The following is a 17,134-nucleotide window of genomic DNA, read 5'->3' as shown; positions in this document are numbered from 1 at the left end:
ATTATTTCCCGCCAATTAATTTAACAGTTATTAATTTATTTCCATCCCATATACTTTCTACTAAAATACCTCCGCGGGGGCCCATTAATAAAGATTCTCGCAAGTAACGACCATTAGCTTGAAGTATTGCTTTACTACTATAATAAGCTCCTTGTAAATGGGCATTCAGTAAAGACCGTCCTGCTGCATTATCAAAAACACCTATACTTTCAAGTTGTCGTAACATCCCTGTTGAACGTTCAATATTATGTGCATTCCCTGTTGCCTTACCAAATACGTATTCTAACTTCGTTCCTATCTGTGCTTCCGTATTAGAGTAAACACCTGCAGGTGCAGCAAAATCCTTTGTAAATTGCCATGCACCAATAATAGCCTGTCCTCTTCTATGTCCACCAGCTCTAATATCTTCTCCCCAGTCTTTCAAAGAAGTAATTATTCCTGTCCCTATGAAACCCGCAACTCCATACCCACCACCATTATCTTTATATTGCTGATAGTTTTCCCGGGTATCTTTAAGCGGAGTTCCATCTAAAACGTTTTTTGCTGCCTCCGACATTGGTTTTCCTGTACTACTTGAAACCCAACCATAAATGTCAAAAATAAAATTTTGGCTATACTCTGCTCCTTTAGAGTTTAAATACCATTTCTTATCATTATCCCATGTATAGGCACCATCTTTATTTTTAAACCCAGATATTACCCAATTAGGCTGCCCATCATTTCCAGTATTAGTATAGTTCAATGTCGCCCCTTTTCCAGCGAGAACAAAACCACCTGTTGGCGTAGTTCCGCCTATATCTACTTCACTATGAGTATCTCCTGGCTTTCCATTTTTAGGGCAGGTTGCACAATCCCCATTAGGATCACTCATTGTAATAGGATTACTGTTAAAAGTAGCATATTGGCTAATACCAGGATCAACAACTGGATCTAAATTCCATCGTCTTGCTACCCTTGGATCATATTCCCAAAATTGTGCAGTGTAACTATTTCCCTCTCCTTTTATATCATCATCTTTTTCCTGCCCATTAAATCCATACCTATACCCCTTCGCAGCTATACCATAACTCACTCCCGTTTCAGTACCAGGATCCGTATTTGTCTGATCTACAAACAAAGTTGTAAATTCATCTGCTGTCCCACTTGCAAACTCCCCTTCAAAACTTATCACCTGCGTAGCCATATAGGTTCCCGGAGTATTATTCGTCCGCTGAGTGACTGTCAGTGTCGCAGGGATGGTATCTCCATTCATTACAACAGTACTACCCGCAACATTCTTTCCTGTGCCTATATGACCACCTCTACCAGGCATCAACATACCGAATGGATAGTATTCCTGGGCAGAAGTAATAACAGGATTATAACTACTTATTCTGGAACTATCAAGGGACACCCCCGTTTTCCTGTCCGAAACAGTTGCAAGGACATTTCCCAGATGGTTCGTTAACTCAAAGAACTTCTTTCCTCTTGTAAATGTAATGTTTTTCCCATAACCTAAACCAATGATACTAGTTGTCGGTGTTGGTGTTGCATCCTGTACATTAGTTGCCAATGTTGTCATCCCTAAACGGCTGGAACCATACAGATTGGCTTCTATCTGACTTAACTGACCACTATTTACGGATGTATCCCGATAAGTATACGTACTCAGTATATTGCCCGTAGCGTCACGTACATAGAATGTCTGAACAGTATCTTGCGTCTTGCTGATCACTGACTTACTGATCCGGTTTCCTGCTGCATCATAGGCATAGACTATAGAAGTGGTATCATGCTTATATATTTTGGCTATTTTACCATATACATTCCACTTAATACTATCCACACCGGCACGGACATCAGAAACCATATTACCAATACTATCGTACTTGTAATTACCAATTGACTGATTATCAATATCATTTCCATAATTAGCACCTCTTACCAGGTCTGTTACATAAGAAAGCTTATTTGTACCAGGACGGTAATGATAAGTCAGGCTATCCATTCCTAAAGGCGAACCTGCAAAGGTTTTATTACCATTACGATTGTAAGTCAGGATATTACCATTTCCATCATAGGTAACTGCTTCTTTGAAATCTGAAAGCGCGGTGAAGGCATTGGTCCAGGAGTTGTTTAAACTATCCAGCCCCTTATTGGCGACCATACCTGTAAGGCGGTTGAGGACATCGTAGGAATAAGTGTATTCCAGCGGGGTGCCAAGCGTTGAAATGCTTTGGCTGATAGCAGAGATATTACCATTGAATAACGGACTATTGCCAACTGCCGCAGCAAATGGCTTAACGGAGGTACTGACAGGTGTATATTCTCTATTACCAAAATAGTGGATACCGAATCCAAATGCATCTTTTGCTACCAGGCTACCACTGGCACCGTCTCCTCCCATATCAAATGATGGTGTGAGCGCGGTACTGTTTATCCCTTTCAGCCACCCTTGTAAGGTATATGCATAATCAATACCCTGTACCTGTTGCTGACCTATCACTGCACGAGCCAGCGGACCATGCTTATAGTATTCATACCAGGCATCATTCTCCCAATAGATACTATCGTGACTGGTTTCAACGTTGGTCAGGCGGTTTTCAGCATCATAGCTATAACGATGATAAAAGGCATCCTTCTTCCCTGGCTCATACGCTACAAAATTAACCTTACCACTAATTAAATCATATTGATAATTAATAGTCTTGAAGCGGTTACCATTTATAAGCATATTTCCATGCTTGTAGTCCTGTAACAAGGACTTAACATTACCATGGATATCATAACTATAGAATGTACCACTCGAATAATCCAATCCATCTGTAGTATTTAGCGACGCAGCAGCATCAAACATGGCCATCCACGAAACCCTGTTTCTGAGATTATCCTGCACCAGCACGGTATCAGATGCATAATAAGCAATATCATAAACCGTTTTTGTAATCTGCGTACGGGTAGCTGCCGCAGCGTTCAACCAGCTTGCTAAACTTTGCTCACTTCGGCTAATTGTACTAGCCATCGCTGTAGCACTCGTTAGCTCTCCTACCTCAATCGGCCTGCCCAGTGCATCAAAGTTTGTATAACTATAGTTTTTAGCTAATGATTGTTTCACATTCTGAGAAACAACCGCCCTACCTAATTTATCATACCAGTAATTTGTAATACTATCATCCGGCGTTTTCTTTGATACAACCATACCCAGCGTATTATACCTATACTCCGTCGCCATCTGATGTCCCGGCACGAACCGTGTACCCGCTCTTCTCGCTGCTGCCAGATTCGCCTTCCAGGTTGCACTCCGATCTATCACCACTCCCGCTGGCGGAATCGTCCTGGTCAGGTTCCCCGCCTGATCATAATAATACAAAGTATACTGATACTCACTGGTCCCATATCCTAATGTAAACAACTCACGCAGCCCGCCTGCAATCGCCGTATCACGATACACCTTATCAAAATTATTCTTCAGCACATCCTTGTAATTATTGTATAGATCATACCCCTTACTATATACCAGGAATGAACTATCAGAACAATTGTTGATTGTATCCTTGACTGTTGTAAAGATAGTCACTGACTTTCCACATAATAATATAGTATCAGCAACTGGATCAGAAACATTTGAAACCCTCGCTATGACAGTACCTCCGCCGCCTGTCGTATCACTGATCTGGCATTGGTTAGTCCTGAAGTCCATATACTCCCAATAATGCTTATTAAAGCCCAGTCTCACATTCATATAGTTTTCGAACAACTGGTTCTTCTTCATCTGCACGCTATCTGTTGTCTCTCTTACTGGGGCATTACCCGGATATTTGGCTATATAACTATTATACATTGTATCAATTACCTTACAACCTATACAGATATCGCCCGTATAGCACTGTAATGCCGGTGGAATAGTAATAGGAGATGTAAGGCTGACACACGTGCTATTACCATTACATGAGCTCAACAAGGAATCCAGGTTCGCCTGGGTCATATGGATACCTCTCGTAGCCGTCAGGTAAGCAGCAAATGTGAGGCTTGTTCCTTTCGCTGTGTATTCGCTCTTCAGCGCATTCAACTTAGTACACTGACAATCGTCTGGTTTGCTGTATAATGTGATGTCGTAATAAGCCGGCTGCTGATCGTAAAGAGATTGTATATGATGTAAAGGTTGGATAAGGAAATAAGGCGCCTCGTAGGTTGCGAGTCGCCTTAAAAAAGATAATAAGACCTGATTAATTGGGTTTTATTATCTATAAGTTATTATTTTTTATCTCGGAAATCAATTCAACCGTTTAACAACAAGACTATCAATTGCAATTTTCTTGATGTAGTTACTTGTTTTTTATCGTATGTTTCAACAAATAAACATTTCTCTATTCTGAAAGATTATTTCAAGCGGATTTTTATTCCCTGTACTTTCCTATGATATGGCCATATCATAGGAAATAGATTTAATTTCCTTCAGAAACCAAATTGGATGATAAAAGCCTTCCTTGATCATATTCATCTATTTTCATGAGCTTACCATGACTATCATAATATTTCCATATACCTGTTTTTATAGGTTTAAATTCTCCTCTTTTTATCAGTCTACGATCCAATGTTACAGGATCGGTGGCCCAAACATCAATCGTATCCTGCTTTATTGCGTCCTGATAATACCCACTAAAAACAATTTTTTCGCTTGCCTTTCTATATCTCTCAAGATACATAGCACCCTTACAACTTTTTACAACTACTTTTATGTAATAGGCTTCTCCTTCTTCTATAATAGCTGTATCTAAAGACGTTTCTAACTTAAAATCACTGCCGATTTCTTCAAGAAGTATATGTTGCGAACAAGGCTTAACATTAGTTTGAGCCATTGATATATTAACAAATCCAAATAAAAATAAAAACTTTCCCATAATTTAAAGATAAAACATTAATAATATGAAACCAGGAATATTGCATACAAATATAATATCCTCCGCTTACGGATCTCCATCCACTTAAAAAATCATCAATTTGATTTTTGGATCCATCATAAGAATCTAACTAGTTAAATGTCACACTATATCCTCCTCCTTTAGGCGATGATCGAATCCGAGTTGTATATCCAGGAAGCTGTATGTGGCTTAGTAATAAGAACACTCTTATAAATTTGCATCTCTTATTGGAATAATAAAAGCAGGTTCCAAGGAACCTGCCTTATTGATAATTAATATTCAATTTTTTAGTCTATGCCGGAATCCATGTTAATTTATTACCTGCAGCAGCCTTTAATTCTGCGTATCTATTCTTCGCAGTAGCAGCATCTAAATTAGCCTTTTTTAATGTTTGCTGAATTTCTCCTTTAGCCAATAAAGCGAATTAAGTAAAAAATCAATAATCTTTATTAAAAAACTAAAGTCCGTCACATGTACTGGTGTCGGCAGGATTGTTTTCGATGAATTTTTAAGCCAAGTAAGTACAAGCAAAATTTGATGCTTATTATTCCAGTAACTTATTTCAAACCAATCTTATTGAATCAAATTCCTCTGCTACAATATAAGTTTTTCCTATAAACATTACGGTAAGAGGAGATAAATTCAGTTCCCGGTTAGACAATATATTTGTTTTAACACTATGCTTTTCTAGTAACTCCGCATATTTTGACATAAGCCGTTGAGGCCCTTTCGCAAAAAGTCCTGCGCCTGATTTCAATAACTCATCGAAGTTTACATTTTGATGATTTAAAAACCTATCTACCTCCACATAATTTTCAAATAATTCATTATGTACCAGTGTCAAATCCCAATACAACTTAAATACATCTGCCGGCACTCCACTAAAATATAAATTCGAAAGTGGATCCTGATGTTCCCACAGTAATGCATGTTCTGTTTCAAATCCAACATTAATAGAGGTCTCTGCTGAAACAATGGCTACCTTAAATCCTTTCAAATTTACTTGCCATCTCTGATCTACCCAATCCTTCTCATCAATGTAGTTGACGTATTTAAATCGAATGATCACATAAGGTATCTCTGCTTTAAAATCAACTTCCTCTATAAATATGGTCCTATCATCAGGATAGTATTTATTTAACTCATTTAATAATTCCATTTTCTTTTATTTTCCATAGTTAGGCAATTTGGATTGTGGATCATATAACCACTAACCACCAACTGTTTTCTTTACAATTATTGCGATCTTTGCTAACTGATATTTTTTATTTACCCCATGAATCACCCAATAGCAAAGATGTAGTACTTCCTGCCATAGACTCTATAAACTAAAGTGTTGATAGATAAAACAAGGAAGCAAAGTGCTATGGGCGTAATCAAAGAACAATACATTACAGTAGCGGTGAAAGTAAATGGGATAATAATGGAGCGACTGAAACTCAGACGTGTAATTTACAAATCTAAAGACAGGAAAGTATATGTATATATTACTAATGATTTTACGTTACCAGCCTCTAAAATCGCCACCATTTATAAAAATCGCTGGATGATAGAATTGTTATTCAAACAGATTAAGCAAAACTTTCCGCTACGATATTTCTGGGGTGAAAGCGATAATGCCATAAAAACTCAGGTATACTGTGTACTGATCGCTCAATTGCTGATGATCGTAATCAGAAAGAAAGCGGCAACGAAAAAGTCATTTGCTAATATGATTACAGTTATCAGATTGCATCTGATGAGCTATGTAGAGCTGTTGGATTTTATTAAGGATACCTACAAAGCGTGGAGAAAAACGCACAGTGCATCGCTAGTCTTTTCTCCATAGTAAAATCTGGGGGGAGCTCCCCTTTGTTTTGAAACATTCAATTTTTAACCTGCAACCTTTGTTGATAAAGGGATCCGGATTATTTTAACCCGACTTTAGTCGGACAATAATGATTAATAATTAATAATATAAAACTAATCTAACCTTTCAAATATCTACTTCCAAAATACTATTATTGTCTAAAAGTAGCAGTGATTTTTTGTGCGGTATGCGCTTTTCTCTGGGGAACGGTTGTCTTTATCTGGCTAGACTTAACACCATTCGCTATAAGCCTTTGCTTTATATATTCCGCTCGCCTTCTAGCCAATTCCCCATATGTAATATTTGTCAATGGAACAATATCCGTAAGTTTATCATTCGGTCCCATTAAAGCATAGCCTTTAATCTCAATTCTTATATTTGTCCCGGAAATTTGTCTGGCAATATTGAATGCTATGGTTTATGACTGATTAAAGTTTACACCTGCCGCTCTAATCCTTTCTTCTTTTAATGCCTGAGAAGTTTTGTCTGCTGTCAGACTGGAGCTTTCCGCGACAATGACCAAACTTATTTCGTAACCTTAATATCAGCCCTTAAAATATCAAGCATTCCGTCGCAAGTATTTGACAACGGGAAATCAATACTAGAATCGTAAAAATCTTTTAGCACATAATGAATAAAATAGAGATTTCTGTTGGGTAACTTTAAATAAGGTTGCCATGTAGTGTTATCACTTGCCAACTCCATTACCCAAATAGCTTTTTCATGTGTAACAAAATATTCCCCCACAACGGCGATAAAACAAAGAAAGTAATTATCAAAAAAATCCTGATTCCTATTTTTTCTTATCACCTTGTCAACCTCCATAATCAAAGCCTTTCCATCAAGATTATCACTAATACCAAATCTGTGCTTAAAATCCAATACTAAGCTATTAACATGTTCAGGAAATCTATCTCCATATGGGTTTTTATCAGATAACAATTCTTTGGAAGTTGACATCCCTATTTTTGAAATTGTATATAGCAATAGAGCTTTATCCGGATAAATCGCATAATTTCCAGATTGAGCCACAACAATCCTACTATCAGAAAGTTGATATGTTACCAGATTATATTGTTCATAAATTTCTTTCACAAATCCTTCAGATTGACTATTAGTTAAAGAATCAAATTGTTCTTTACTAATAGGAAAAACCTCATAGAAATTACCATCAGCACCTTTAATTTTAAATGGCTTTTTTTTCATAATAGATTCTTTTTTACTTCTCATCTCTTTTAACCCTGTTTGATTTACACTTCCATTGCATCCCAAAAATATCATAATTACACAAAAAAGAATCGATGATTTACAAATCATAATTTTACAATTTTTTCCAATTTACATTAACAGCCTTTCCATCAAAGTCATCATCTCCGAATAACTTCCTATCGGGATCCAAACTAGGAACTAAACTTTTGGGTTTGTACAAATGGATAGATTGAGTCACTTTAAGAGTTATATCATTTGGATTCGTAAGTCCCATATTCGTATCGGTATCAACAGTAAACCTTTGAGAAACAGCTACATTCTTTGATTTCGCATAATTTATTATATCTTTAGAAATTACTACATCCCAAGGTGTAACAAGTACCAGCTTTGCGGCACCATAGTCTGCTGCTTTTCTTCCAGTTGGCCTTCCATTCAATGTTACACCACCTACTTCAGAAAGAAAATCGATAAATCCAACTATCTGATCGTCATTGAATTCGGGTTTTAAAGAAATTCTACCTGTGGTTGTATATTTAATATCCGTAATCACAGAATTAGGAAATTCATACACATCCTTATCATACATAGAGTTGTCAACATAAGCTATCTGGCCATCAATTGCATCTGGTACAAAATATTTATCTGGTGCTGTAATAAGGTATGGATATATCTTTTTGGATTTTCCCGCCAAATCTAATGACCTTAGTGCTGCATCTTCAAATATTCTTCCAAGCCGAGGTAAATAATTTGGATTGACATTATTATCCTTTGCTACCCGCCTAAACTCTTCGCTAGTTACTGACCCATTCCCATACAATGTTAACTCCTTCAATGCCAGCCAAAACGGAGGATAGTCCGGTGCCATTCCATCAACATCGACAAATATCACGGGGCTATTAGCAGCGAATGAATATGGTGTATTATGGTACTTCTGAGACAGAGGGTCCACACTTAAGAAGCGTCCGATCCTCGGATCATAAATTCTTGCTCCGAAGTCCTGCTCATTCCCCTCACCCTTCACCTCATTATCATTCTCCTTCCCATTAAACCCATACCTATACCCCTTCGCAGCTATACCATAACTTATTCCAGTCTCACTCCCTGGATCCGCACTCGTCTGATCTACAAACAGCGTAGTAAACTCATCACCAGTCCCACTTGCAAACTCCCCTTCAAAACTTATCACCTGCGTAGCCATATAAGTTCCCGGAGTATTATTTGTCCGCTGAGTGACTGTCAGTGTCGCAGGGATAGTATCTCCATTCATTACAACGCTATTACCCACAACATTCCTTCCTGTCCCTATATGCCCGCCTCTACCAGGCATCAACATACCGAATGGATAGTATTCCTGGGCAAAAGTAATAACCGGGTTATAATTACTTATTCTGGAACTATCAAGGGACACCCCAATTTTCCTGTCCGAAACAGTAGCGAGAACGTTACCCAAATGATTCGTTAACTCAAAGAACTTCTTTCCTCTTGTAAATGTAATATTTTCTCCATAACCTAACCCTATGATACTAGTTGTCGGTGATGGTGTTGCATCCTGTACATTAGTTGCCAAGGTTGTCATCCCTAAACGGCTGGAACCATACAAATTGGCTTCTATCTGACTTAACTGGCCACTATTAACGGATGTATCCCGATAAGTATAGGTACTCAGTATATTTCCCGTAGCGTCACGTATATAGAATGTCTGGACAGTATCTTGCGTTTTGCTGATTACTGACTTACTGATCCGGTTTCCAGCTGCATCATAGGCATAGACAATAGAAGTGGTGTCATGCTTATATATTTTGGCTATTTTACCATATACATTCCACTTGATACTATCCACACCGGCACGGACATCAGAAACTATATTACCAATACTGTCGTACTTGTAATTACCAATTGACTGATTATCAATATCATTTCCATAATTAGCGCCTCTGACCAGGTCTGTCACATAGGAAAGCTTATTGGTACCAGGACGGTAATGATAAGTCAGGCTATCCATTCCCAAAGGTGAGCCTGCAAAGGTTTTATTACCATTACGATTATAAGTCAGGATGTTACCATTTCCATCATAGGTAACCGCTTCTTTGAAATCTGAAAGCGCTGTGAAGGCATTGGTCCAGGAGTTGGTTAAACTATCCAACCCCTTATTGGCGACCATACCTGTAAGGCGGTTGAGGACATCGTAGGAATAAGTATATTCCAGCGGGGTGCCAAGCGTTGAAATGCTTTGGCTGATAGCAGAGATATTACCATTGAATAACGGGCTATTGCCAACTGCCGCAGCAAATGGCTTAACAGAGGCACTGACAGGTGTATATTCTCTATTACCAAAATAGTGGATACCGAATCCAAATGCATCTTTCGCTACCTGGCTACCACTGGCACCGTCACCTCCTATATCAAATGTTGGTGTAAGCGCGGTACTGTTTACCCCTTTCAGCCACCCTTGTAAGGTATATGCATAATCAATACCCTGTACCTGTTGCTGACCTATCACTGCACGAGCCAGCGGACCATGCTTATAGTATTCATACCAGGCATCATTCTCCCAATAGATACTATCATGACTGGTTTCAACGTTGGTCAGGCGGTTTTCCGCATCATAGCTATAACGATGATAAAAGGCATCCTTCTTCCCTGGCTCATACGATACAAAATTAACCTTACCACTAATTAAATCATATTGATAATTAATAGTCTTGAAGCGGTTACCATTTATAAGCATATTTCCATGCTTGTAGTCCTGTAACAGGGACTTAACATTACCATGGATATCATAACTATAGAATGTACCACTCGAATAATCTAATCCATCTGTAGTATTCAGAGATGCAGCATCATCAAACATTGCCATCCACGAAACCCTGTTTCTAAGATTATCCTGCACCAGCACGGTATCAGATGCATAATAAGCAATATCATAAACCGTTTTTGTAATCTGCGTACGGGTAGCTGCCGCCGCATTCAACCAGCTTGCTAAACTTTGCTCACTTCGGCTAATTGTACTAGTCATGGCTGTAGCACTTGTTAGCTCTCCTACCTCAATCGGCCTACCCAGTGCATCAAAGTTTGTATAACTATAGTTTTTAGCTAATGATTGTTTCACATTCTGAGAAACAACCGCCCTACCTAATTTATCATACCAGTAATTAGTAATACTATCATCAGGTGTTTTCTTTGAGGCTATCTGATTCAGCGTATTATACCTATACTCCGTCGCCATCTGATGCGCCGGCACGAACCGTGTACCCGCCCTTCTTGCCGCTGCCAGATTCGCCTTCCACGTTGCACTTCGATCTATCACCACTCCCGCTGGCGGAATTGTCCTCGTCAGGTTCCCCGCCTGGTCATAATAATACAAAGTATACTGATACTCACTGGTGCCATACCCTAATGTAAACAACTCACGCAGCCCACCAGCAATCGCCGTATCACGATAAATCTTATCAAAATTATTCTTCAGGACATCCTTGTAATTATTGTATAAGTCATACCCCTGACTATATACCAGGAAGGCACTATCAGAACAATTGTTGATTGTATCCTTGACTGTAGTAAAGATAGTCACTGACTTTCCACATAACAATATAGTATCAGCAACAGGATCAGAGACATTAGAAACCCTCGCTATAACAGTACCTCCGCCGCCTGTCGTATCACTGATCTGGCACTGGTAAGTCCTGAAGTCCATATACTCCCAATAATGCTTATTAAAGCCCAGTCTCACGTTCATATAGTTTTCGAACAACTGGTTCTTCTTCATCTGCACACTATCTGTTGTCTCTCTTACTGGTGCATTACCCGGATATTTGGAAATATAACTATTATACAATGTATCAATTACCTTACAACCTATACAGATATCGCCCGTATAGCACTGTAATGCCGGTGGAATAGTAATAGGAGATGTAAGGCTGACACACGTGCTATTACCATTACATGAGCTCAACAAGGAATCCAGGTTCGCCTGGGTCATATGGATACCTCTCGTAGCCGTCAGATAAGCAGCAAATGTGAGGCTTGTTCCTTTTGCTGTGTATTCGCTCTTCAGCGCATTCAACTTAGTACACTGACAATCGTCTGGTTTGCTGTATAATGTGATGTCGTAATAAGCCGGCTGCTGATCGTAAGGTGCCGGAGAGGTAATCTGGTAAGCATTGCAGGTATAAGCCGGGAGGTTTTTACCAGCATAATATGCATCCAATACTGCCTGGAAACTTTTGTATGTATAAGTGCTACCTGGTGCTACTGTACTCGAGCCAAATGGATGGGATATATCAGAACCCTGTTTACATACTTCTACTAACCTTGGTAAGATCACGTTAGTAAGAGTAGCTGAATCAATACAACCAATCAATTTACTATACCAATCTGCAATGTAAGCTCTACAATTCTGGGCATAAGATGAATCCATAGACACACGTACTGAATCTGAACCCTGATTTTGATTCAGGTAAGAAGGACCCTGCTCGCTGACTGCCTTATCTGCTACATAAAAAACTGGTTGGAATCCTGATGCAATGAGTGTAGCAGATGATATCTTTGGGGTACCGGAACAGGAAGCTGCATCAATCACTGCATCAATCAGGTTATGCTTTTCTGTCTTATAGCTCTCCCTGAATGCACGCCATGCCATATCCAGATCTGCAGTACAGGTCAGCAAACCAAAAGCAGTTGTTGGATGAATACCGGTCTGATAACACGTTCCATCGGAAGGACACTTCACACGAACCATCGCCATAGTATACATGCTTACAGCAGCGGGATTGCTCTTCATGTAGTTTTGCATCCGGCTATTCAAACCATCCTTAATACTGGTATATTTTATCGGATCGACATTAGCGGTAACGATTGTAAAATTACCGGTAGAGGAGTCTCCCAATGGGTTCAGGTATCCCGCTGCTACTGCATCCGCATAGGTATCTATTTTTGAAACTTTATCATCCCAGTCATAACTTGACTTATACTTAATATAAGTAAGGTATTTACAATATTCAGGGTGATATTTCAATAATGAATTTGCCCAGGAAGACTTAAACTTACTTCCAAACTGTGTGGCAGTCAGTTTTTGCGGAATTACCCATGCTCCTGTCTGTTCATCATATACTGTATCCTTTTTACCATTCTCATCCAGATATACAATCAGGGTATCCTGGTATGGAGGCAGTTTAACATCGGAATCACTATAGAAGATGGAGTAGATATTTTCACTCTTTTCCGGCACTGCATATTGTCCTGACGGTGCTGTTACATCCAGCAACATCTGCTTCAATACATTTGTAGTCTGAGCAGTACTATCGCACAGCGCATTACAGGCATCGATGGCTGCTTCATAAGCCGTCCATGCAGCACCCCGGCTGGCGGCAGTATCCTGGATCTGGCCAATGCTCATATAATTAGCCCGGAAGTTATCCCAGCTACCAATGCTTACAAAACATGCCTGGCAGGATGGTAAACATTCCGTTGTAGACTGCAATGCTCTTTGATCATTGATAAAGTCATCCAGTGTTTTACACAGGGATTGGGCCATGTAAATATTGTCCCGGTAATAAGCAAGTGCATCACTGTTCACGACAAGACGTTTCGTGATCAGGTAAGATCCTGAAGTCAACGCCAATGAATCAGTTACATCGATATTTTGTACTGTTGAATTTGCAGTGGGATCTGTACCTGCTGTATAGTTACGGAATACCCTTTCATAGGCTTTTTTACCAGGTAAACGCTGGTTATTTGCGTCGTCCGTGATAGTAATATACAGATCGTATCGTACAGGATAGTTAACGATGACACCATTACAATCCGGCATCTTTACAGAAGGTGTGTTCAAATTGTAGTGGAACGTATAAGTAGCATCAACAGATACTACCTTGCTCTCAACTGTTTCAAGTGTCAGGTCTTTGATTTGATTACTACCCTGACGTGACAATGTATCCAGGTAAGTCAGCGGTGTAACACCCGGCAATGCGGAAAGATTTGCACTATCCGGACTTCCTGCCAGTGCTGTTGCAATTGTTCGGCCATGCATGTCAACATACGTTATTGCAACCTGGCCATTTGCATCCTTTACGGAATTTTTAAAATAGTGTGTTTTATCTCCTACATCCGTACCAAATAATAAATCCAGTTCCTCCTGGCTTGGGCTGCCGTATTGGTAACGGGTCTCATGATTGCTACCCAATTTAAATACATCGCCTACCCCGCTCTGCCTGCTGATCCTGCCTGTATTATCCTGTGTATATTCTGTCTGGGTAAATGCATATCCATTCGAGTTTGGCAGGTAACGGTTCACGCCCTGGTTGCTCTCAGGGTTGTTTGCAGAATAATACTGGTTAGCACCTGATAAAGAAGACATCGCTGCTGCACCGCCAGTCAGATAGTCACTGGCGCTAGCCAGGGAATCATATTGGTTCTTGTCATACTCAGCTCCATTTGCAGCGTTATTAAAACTCCTGAAATATTTTACTGCATTACTTAATGTAGGTGCAGGCATTACCTGGATAGCAGGCCGCCCCTGGTAATCATACATTGTCTCTGCTACGATAGCCGTATTCGTACTATTATCTTTGGTAACCGTCTGACGACTGTGTAAGCTACCATCATAATAATTGACTACGACCTTACGTTTTCCTTCTTCTGCAAAGCTGATGGCAGATTGCCAGTTGAGAGAGCGTTCGTGTCCGCTATAACCAAATTTTCCGAATCCAGCACTGTATTTGGAACTCCATACAGTTTCCATTCTCACGTTATTGGATCTTTCCTGCACAGACCTTACCCTATAAAATATAATACCCGGCTCGTCGAACATGAGTGGTATATTATAGCTGGTGCCTGAAATGGTCACACGGGTAGCGTTGTTACGGAATACCGCCTCTGTATCCAGTGGTGTACCATATCTGAACAATGCGGTAGAATCAATATGGGTCCATTCCAGGTCATAAGCATCTGCTCCTTCCACTGCTGACCATTGCACCGTCAGCTCATCACTGGTATCCACCAACTGGGCGCCATTATTTGAAACACTGGTGACCGCATCCGTACAAGCCAGTTTATATACGGGGCGAACGTACATCTCATTTTCCAGTGTCAATGCAGGAAGAATGTCCTTCTCCGCAGTAATAGTTACACTCAATACCTCCACCTTTACCTTATGCGCATTGCTGAATACAAAGCTGGACCTGCTGGTATAAGCATCGGTAGATTTGTAGTTAATGGTCAGCGTCTGTGAAAGGGTATCGGTTTTAAAGTCTGGTTTGGTATATGTAATCCTCACCTTCACAGAAGCTGTAAACTCCGAAGGAAGGTAAAGTTTTGAATATTCATTGATCTTTAAGGTAACGACGTTTTTTACGCTATAAGGCGTATCTAGTTTTGGTAGTTTAGTTACGTCGAAATATGTGGCATCTGTCACCACAATGCTATCATTCACAGCGATCTTGTTGCTATCCAGTGTTTGCCGGAGCACGGTGACTGACTGGGCATGGCTATCCATTGCTGTGATCAGCAATAATAGTAGCACGCTAAAGATGCCGGTATATTTTTGCAATAATTGTCGCATAGGGCTATTCTTTTAACAGGGCGTTTCTGCTTTCTGAAATTGTTTTTATTCCTCTTTCCGTTTCTTTCTTTTGACGAATCAATGTACCATCATCATCATACTCAAAGAAGGTTGCATAGTTATTTTCGTCCAGTTCGGCCATCAGCCTTAAATTACCCGGATCGTATGCAAAGGATTTCATGTTCGCATTGTATGGGTGAATGCGGAGGTCATCCAGGTATACGACTGTACTATTCAACGATTTCAAATAGATGGATAAGGTGGTACTTCCGGCAGGCAGGGATACGACCTGCTCATAACGCTGCCAACCTTCGATGATAGCGCCTTTAGGAATAGCAGTATAAGTAGTATCACTATTGCCGGCACGTTTTACTACAATGGAAAGGCGATTGTTCACATAGGTCTCGCCAGTACATGGTTGTGCTTCTTTTACCCAGCAACTTACTACGATCTGTTTGCCTGCTATTGGTGAGAAGATTGGCAACAGGGCATCCTGGGTCGCCTTTACACTTTTTAAAATATTCGTACTGGTGCAGAGATTCGTGCCTGTATTAAAAGTCAGTCCAAGGGAAGTACTATCGGCCTGTTCAACGGAGGCACTGATACCAATTGTTGAGTCTTTGGGTATACGTATGCTGTATTTGCCGGTATGTGGCGCTTCGGTAGTGATATATGATTTATACCCCGAAAAGTCCAGGTTACGACCTATGCTACAGCCTTCATCACAAGCAGGTACTCCATAATAATAGTCTTCAAAGCCTTCGTAGGTGGCTTCTCTGTAGCGCGCATTTTGAGTAGCGGCAATGATCATGGCGTCCTGGTAACCGTACAGGCCAGCGGTATATCTGTTTAAAGGATCTCTTGTTTCCAGTTCCAGCCCTTTTTTGTTATAGAGGGTTGTCTGGCTATTCCACACCCAACGGGTAGTATCCTGCTGAGCAGTCAATTTTTTGTTAACGACTTTCCAGAATGGAGCAAAGGCAGATATAGTTCCCCCGGTTCTGAGCACTACTTCGGTTGTTGTATTTGTTTCAGCACGATTACCATAGTAGACATAGCTTTTGGAGGGACGCCAGTTACCTGCCAGCCCATAAGTATACGCATTCACACTGGTGTCGGTGACAGCACTGTAACAGAGGGCGGAAGCGGCTGTTGTGCAGGTGTAACAATTGCCAATGGATAGTGTAGCGATGGTGGTAGTACTACCGGAAAGATGGTAGGTCACTGTTTCGCCGGTGCCGGTGCAGGCATTACTTAGCAGATTATTGAAAGTTACAGAGCTGGTAGCGTTAATATTGACTTCACAATCACCTATTCTGGCATTATAAGTGGTGCCGGAAGTAGCTGTAGAGGTAGCGTAGAAGTACTTATTAATGTTCTTATATAGGATTGCACACCTGGTATAAGAGACATCGTAACCAGCAAGCCTTGCATCTCTGAGGAGAGATGCAAGGATGATGTGGTCCGTTTCTTTTGTTTGGAGACGGTTGGATGCGATCAGATAGTCGAACAGTGGCTTGAGGCATTCGCAGGTACAGGAGGATTGTCCGTACAGGTTGGTGCCTGCCAGTATTAAACAACTATAGATCAGTATGAGAATATATCGTTTCATATGTT

8 protein-coding genes are annotated in these 17,134 nt (G+C 40.2%); 1 reads left to right on the top strand and 7 read right to left on the bottom strand.

Annotated elements, in window-relative coordinates; genetic code table 11:
• Position 1: 1 nt before the first annotated feature.
• The 4 genes from SIO70_RS15620 to SIO70_RS15605 form a co-directional block, all read right to left on the bottom strand.
• Positions 2 to 4,048, bottom strand: a complete 4,047-nt coding sequence (locus SIO70_RS15620) for a hypothetical protein (protein WP_320581785.1) — start codon at positions 4,046 to 4,048, stop codon at positions 2 to 4.
• A 376-nt stretch (positions 4,049 to 4,424) separates the two neighbouring features.
• The gene (locus tag SIO70_RS15615) at positions 4,425 to 4,880 is read right to left on the bottom strand and encodes a hypothetical protein (RefSeq protein WP_320581784.1); all 456 of its coding nucleotides are present in this window, start codon (positions 4,878 to 4,880) and stop codon (positions 4,425 to 4,427) included.
• 313 nt (positions 4,881 to 5,193) lie between these two features.
• Complete coding sequence (locus SIO70_RS15610) at positions 5,194 to 5,316, bottom strand: hypothetical protein (protein WP_320581783.1); 123 nt, start codon at positions 5,314 to 5,316, stop codon at positions 5,194 to 5,196.
• A gap of 147 nt (positions 5,317 to 5,463) precedes the next feature.
• Complete coding sequence (locus SIO70_RS15605) at positions 5,464 to 6,060, bottom strand: hypothetical protein (protein ID WP_320581782.1); 597 nt, start codon at positions 6,058 to 6,060, stop codon at positions 5,464 to 5,466.
• A gap of 207 nt (positions 6,061 to 6,267) precedes the next feature.
• Between SIO70_RS15605 and SIO70_RS15600 the strand changes: the two genes are divergently transcribed.
• Positions 6,268 to 6,729: a transposase gene (locus tag SIO70_RS15600; protein WP_320581781.1), complete on the top strand. Its 462-nt coding sequence runs from the start codon at positions 6,268 to 6,270 to the stop codon at positions 6,727 to 6,729.
• A gap of 546 nt (positions 6,730 to 7,275) precedes the next feature.
• On the opposite strand, the gene SIO70_RS15595 is transcribed toward SIO70_RS15600, so the two are convergent.
• Genes SIO70_RS15595 through SIO70_RS15585 form a run of 3 tightly spaced genes read right to left on the bottom strand, consistent with a single transcriptional unit; the run spans position 7,276 to position 17,129 of the window.
• Entirely contained in the window at positions 7,276 to 8,067 is a 792-nt protein-coding gene (locus tag SIO70_RS15595) for a hypothetical protein (protein WP_320581780.1), read from the bottom strand.
• Between the two features lie 4 nt (positions 8,068 to 8,071).
• A complete protein-coding gene (locus tag SIO70_RS15590; protein WP_320581779.1) occupies positions 8,072 to 15,517 on the bottom strand; it encodes an RHS repeat-associated core domain-containing protein in 7,446 nt (2,481 codons plus the stop codon).
• Positions 15,518 to 15,521: 4 nt separating this feature from the next.
• The gene (locus tag SIO70_RS15585) at positions 15,522 to 17,129 is read right to left on the bottom strand and encodes a hypothetical protein (protein ID WP_320581778.1); all 1,608 of its coding nucleotides are present in this window, start codon (positions 17,127 to 17,129) and stop codon (positions 15,522 to 15,524) included.
• Between the last annotated feature and the right edge of the window lie 5 nt (positions 17,130 to 17,134).

It is taken from the genome of Chitinophaga sancti, from assembly GCF_034087045.1.
Lineage (GTDB): Bacteria > Bacteroidota > Bacteroidia > Chitinophagales > Chitinophagaceae > Chitinophaga > Chitinophaga sancti_B.
The sequence above is the reverse complement of the archived record's forward strand: the minus strand, read 5'-3'. Positions and strand labels throughout refer to the sequence as shown.